This is a genomic window from Microcystis sp. LE18-22.4A, from assembly GCF_027531105.1.
In the GTDB taxonomy this organism is placed as follows: domain Bacteria; phylum Cyanobacteriota; class Cyanobacteriia; order Cyanobacteriales; family Microcystaceae; genus Microcystis; species Microcystis aeruginosa.
The window spans coordinates 1-4297 of the sequence record NZ_JAPZRB010000003.1 but is presented as its reverse complement, the minus strand read 5'-3'; the positions used below and the strand labels follow the sequence as shown (position 1 = coordinate 4297).

Annotated in this window: 4 protein-coding genes; 3 read left to right on the top strand and 1 reads right to left on the bottom strand. The window is 42.4% G+C overall.

Annotated elements, in window-relative coordinates; translation table 11 throughout:
* Positions 1-40 precede the first annotated feature (40 nt).
* Both rbp and O9295_RS00040 read left to right on the top strand, forming a co-directional pair.
* The gene (gene rbp / locus O9295_RS00045; protein ID WP_002798415.1) at positions 41-334 is read left to right on the top strand and encodes an RNA-binding regulator; all 294 of its coding nucleotides are present in this window, start codon (positions 41-43) and stop codon (positions 332-334) included.
* A 198-nt stretch (positions 335-532) separates the two neighbouring features.
* On the top strand, positions 533-3055 hold the full coding sequence (locus O9295_RS00040) for a glycogen/starch/alpha-glucan phosphorylase (protein ID WP_288030779.1): 2523 nt from the start codon (positions 533-535) through the stop codon (positions 3053-3055).
* Between the two features lie 147 nt (positions 3056-3202).
* Here the strand turns inward: O9295_RS00040 and O9295_RS00035 are convergent, their stop codons facing one another.
* Complete coding sequence (locus O9295_RS00035; protein WP_002759175.1) at positions 3203-3610, bottom strand: GxxExxY protein; 408 nt, start codon at positions 3608-3610, stop codon at positions 3203-3205.
* A gap of 427 nt (positions 3611-4037) precedes the next feature.
* Between O9295_RS00035 and O9295_RS00030 the strand changes: the two genes are divergently transcribed.
* Complete coding sequence (locus O9295_RS00030; protein ID WP_288030776.1) at positions 4038-4190, top strand: hypothetical protein; 153 nt, start codon at positions 4038-4040, stop codon at positions 4188-4190.
* Positions 4191-4297 lie beyond the last annotated feature (107 nt).

Below are 4297 nucleotides of genomic sequence, written 5' to 3'. Positions count from 1 at the left end.
CTCCACACCGTTTCGAGTATTGATCGAGGATTCAAGTATTATGTCTATTTTTGTTGGTAATCTCTCTTACGAGATTTCCCAAGAAGATCTGGTCGATGTCTTTAAAGAGTACGGCAAGGTTCAAAGGGTTCATATTCCCGTTGACAAAGAGACAGGCCGCAAACGCGGTTTCGCCTTCGTGGAAATGGAAAGTAAAGCCCAGGAAACTACCGCAATTGAGGCACTGGATGGTGCTGAATGGATGGGGCGATCAATTAAAGTTAACCAGGCCCGCGAGCGTGAAGAGCGCGCGCCCTTCAATGGTGGTGGTGGTGACAGAAAAAAACGCTATTAAGCTTTTTTTGTGAATAATTGTGGGAGGGTGGACAGGGTTCACCCTTTTTTGTCGGCAATTGCGATCGCAGATCCGCTCAAAACCAATAGAAATCTAAATGTCTGAGTCTCTCCAAAAGGTAACAAGTAAACTATAAAGGATATCGTCATCAGAATCTGATCGGCGATCGACTCCCGAATATATGGACAACAAAAACCCATGGAGACAACCTATACCCTAGCTGATGGGCGTGAAGCACTTCAATGCCCCACTTTAGTTGAAGATGATCGCACGGGCATGAGTCCCGAAACCCTAAAACGGGCTTTTCTGGACAATTTGTTTTATTTGCAAGGGGTTAACCGCACCGATGCCAGTCCCTACAATTACTATGTCGCCCTTGCCTACACCGTTCGCGATCGCCTCCTGCGTCGTTTTCTGAAATCCACCGACACCTACAAACAAGAAAAAGTTAAACTCGTCTGCTATTTCTCCGCCGAATTCCTCATGGGGCGGTATTTAGGCAATAATCTCGCTAATTTGGGTATTTATGACCTAATCAAAGAGATGATCGAGGAATTAGGTCTTGATTTTGAGGAAATTATCGAACAGGAACCAGATCCCGGCCTGGGAAACGGCGGTTTAGGGCGTTTAGCGGCTTGTTTCCTCGATTCCCTCGCTTCCCTAGAAATTCCCGCCATCGGTTACGGTATCCGCTACGAATTTGGCATTTTCCATCAAATGATCCAAAACGGTTGGCAGGTGGAAATCCCCGATAACTGGCTACGCTTCGGCAATCCTTGGGAATTACCCCGTCCCGATGAAAGTGTGGAAGTAAAACTGGGGGGCCGGACGGAAATCTATCACGACGATAAGGGACAGGAACGGGTACAATGGCTGCCGGAACGTCGGGTTTTAGCCATTCCCCACGATACCCCCGTCCCGGGTTACAAAACCAACACGGTTAACGCTTTGCGTCTCTGGAAAGCAGAAGCGAGTGAATCATTTAATTTTGAGGCTTTTAACGCCGGGTTATACGATCAATCCGTGGCCGAAAAAATGGACGCGGAAACCATTTCTAAAGTCCTTTATCCCAACGATAACACCCCCGCCGGTCGCGAATTACGTCTCGCCCAACAATACTTTTTTGTGGCCGCTTCCCTGCAAGATTTAATTCGCATTCACCTAAAAAGCCACAAAAATCTGCAAAACTTCCACGAAACCGCCGCTATTCAACTGAACGATACTCACCCCGCCATTGCGATCGCTGAGTTAATGCGTTTGTTAGTGGATGAAAACGGCTTAGAATGGTCAAAAGCTTGGGCAATTACCCAAAAAACCTTCGCTTATACCAATCATACCCTATTGCCGGAAGCCCTGGAACGTTGGTCGGCGGATTTACTTGGTAAACTGCTGCCCCGACATCTAGAAATTATCTATCTGATCAATCACTTTTTCCTTGAGGATGTGCGGACTTGGTTTCCCGATAACGAGGAATTATTGGGCAAATTGTCGATAGTTGAAGAAGCTGGTTGGGGTAATAAACAAATTCGCATGGCTAATTTAGCCTGTGTGGGTAGTCACTCGATTAACGGAGTCGCCGCTTTACACACAGAGTTACTGCAAAAGGACACCCTGAAAGAGTTTGCCATGCTCTGGCCGGAAAAATTCTACAATAAAACCAATGGTGTCACCCCGCGCCGGTGGATTTTATTGAGCAATCCCCAATTATCGGCACTATTTACCGAAAAAATCGGCGATGATTGGTTAAAAGACCTGAAGGAATTGCGAAAACTGGAACAATACCTTGATGATCCCGAATTCCGTCAGCGTTGGTATGAAATTAAACAGGCGAATAAGGCCGATTTAGCGGCTTATATGCTGAAAACCCGCAATATCGAGGTGGATGTTAATTCGATTTTCGATGTGCAGGTAAAACGGATTCACGAATACAAACGCCAACATCTGGCAGTTCTGCACATTATCGCCCTTTACAATCGCATTAAACAGAACCCTCAGATCGATATCGTGCCGCGCACTTTTATCTTTGGTGGTAAGGCAGCCCCCGGTTACTTTATGGCTAAGTTAATTATTAAGTTAACTAATGCTGTAGCTGAAATTGTTAATAAGGATCCTGATGTCAGAGGTCGTTTAAAATTGGTTTTCCTGCCTAACTTTAACGTTTCTTTGGGTCAACGCATCTATCCGGCGGCTGATCTTTCCGAACAGATTTCCACGGCGGGTAAGGAAGCTTCCGGAACCGGTAACATGAAGTTTGCCATGAATGGCTCCCTCACCATTGGGACTCTGGACGGTGCTAATATCGAAATTCGCGAGGAAGCAGGAGCAGAAAATTTCTTCCTTTTTGGCTTGACAGCAGGAGAAGTTTATGCTAAGAAAGCACACGGTTATGAACCGATGAGCTATTACAAAAATAATCGCGAATTGAAGGGAGTGATCGATCGAATCAAGAGTGGTTATTTTAGCCATGGTGACCAAGAATTATTCAGGCCGATCGTCGATTCTCTCCTCTACGATGACCAGTATATGCTTTTAGCTGATTATCAATCCTACGCTGATTGTCAGGAACAGGTAAGTGAAGCTTATCGCGATCGGGACAAGTGGACGCGGATGTCGATTCTCAACTCGGTTCGTATGGCCAAATTCTCTAGCGATCGCACAATCTGGGAATATTGTCAAGAGATTTGGAAAGTTAATCCAGTCAAGATTAGTTTAGAGGATTAAAAAACTCGGTCAAGTTCGGGTTTAGTCCTTGACTAGCCCGAATTCTGGAACCGTAGCCCCAAAAATGCTTTGTGAAAACGTCTAAACTATGATTTTTATGATTGTTTGATGGACTAGGATTTTAAGTTTTATACACTTCAATTATTTCTAGTTATAGTTAGGTTTTCTTTTCGGCTTGTGAACTCTTTTAAACTGTAAACTGATATTTCCAAAATTAAGCAATAATCCAATATCTAACCCATAAGCTTCGAGATAATTGATAGCTTGTGCTAAGTGAACGTCTTCAAGTTGAATAACGGCTTTTAATTCTACCATCACTTTACCTTCAACAAAAAAGTCAACTCGTCTTGTACCTATTTGATCATCTTTATAAAAGATCGGCATTTCGTGTTCTCTCGAAAAAGATAATCCCTGTAGGTTCATTTCTTTTGCCAAAGCACGTTGATAAATTACTTCTTGAAAACCATTTCCTAAGATACGGTGAACTTCCATTGCACAACCAATAATTTTACCTGTTAGTTCACTTTCAGGGTATTGGGGATTAATAAAAGTCATGGCTAGGATTTAGATGATGAAGTGAGGATTTTGATTAGATTGTCTCTGATAATTCAATGTCTAAACTATGATTAGACTCATGATTTAATGATGGACTATGATTGGGTTGTTTTTGACAATTCAATGTCTAAACTATGATTTAGAATGATTGAATGATAGACTATGATTAGGTTATCTTTCGACAATCACGACTATTTATTGTATTATATCACATCATGGGGTCGCTCTCTCGAAAAAAATCACAGTCCCTCACATAATCACAAAAATCATAGTTAAGACGATGATTAGACTCATGATTGAATGAGCGACTATGATTAGGTTATCTTTGACAATCATGAGTATTTATTGTCTTATATCACATCATGGGGTCGCTCTCTCGAAAAGAATCATAGTCCATCACATAATCATAAAAATCATAGTTAAGACGATGAATGAACAACGCGCCCAAGCTTATGTTAATTTAATAGAACAGTTGCTCGCTTGTGCTGATGATGAGGAACGAACTAATATTCTGCAAGCAAATCAGGAATTGATTGACCCCGAATTTGGCTCTTCTAGGTTCTGTGTGAGCATGGTATAATAGTAACACAGAACAGGAGGTGGGTTATGTGGATAAATTTTGATCAACTCCTCGATTTACCAAATGTAACAGTGGTCAATTATCAAAAAATTGCTCAGACAATTTTC

Coding starts and splice junctions, on each gene's coding strand:
- O9295_RS00030 (WP_288030776.1), top strand. CDS start 4,038: ATGAATGAACAACGCGCCCAAGCTTATGTTAATTTAATAGAACAGTTG.
- rbp (WP_002798415.1), top strand. CDS start 41: ATGTCTATTTTTGTTGGTAATCTCTCTTACGAGATTTCCCAAGAAGAT.
- O9295_RS00040 (WP_288030779.1), top strand. CDS start 533: ATGGAGACAACCTATACCCTAGCTGATGGGCGTGAAGCACTTCAATGC.
- O9295_RS00035 (WP_002759175.1), bottom strand. CDS start 3,610: ATGACTTTTATTAATCCCCAATACCCTGAAAGTGAACTAACAGGTAAA.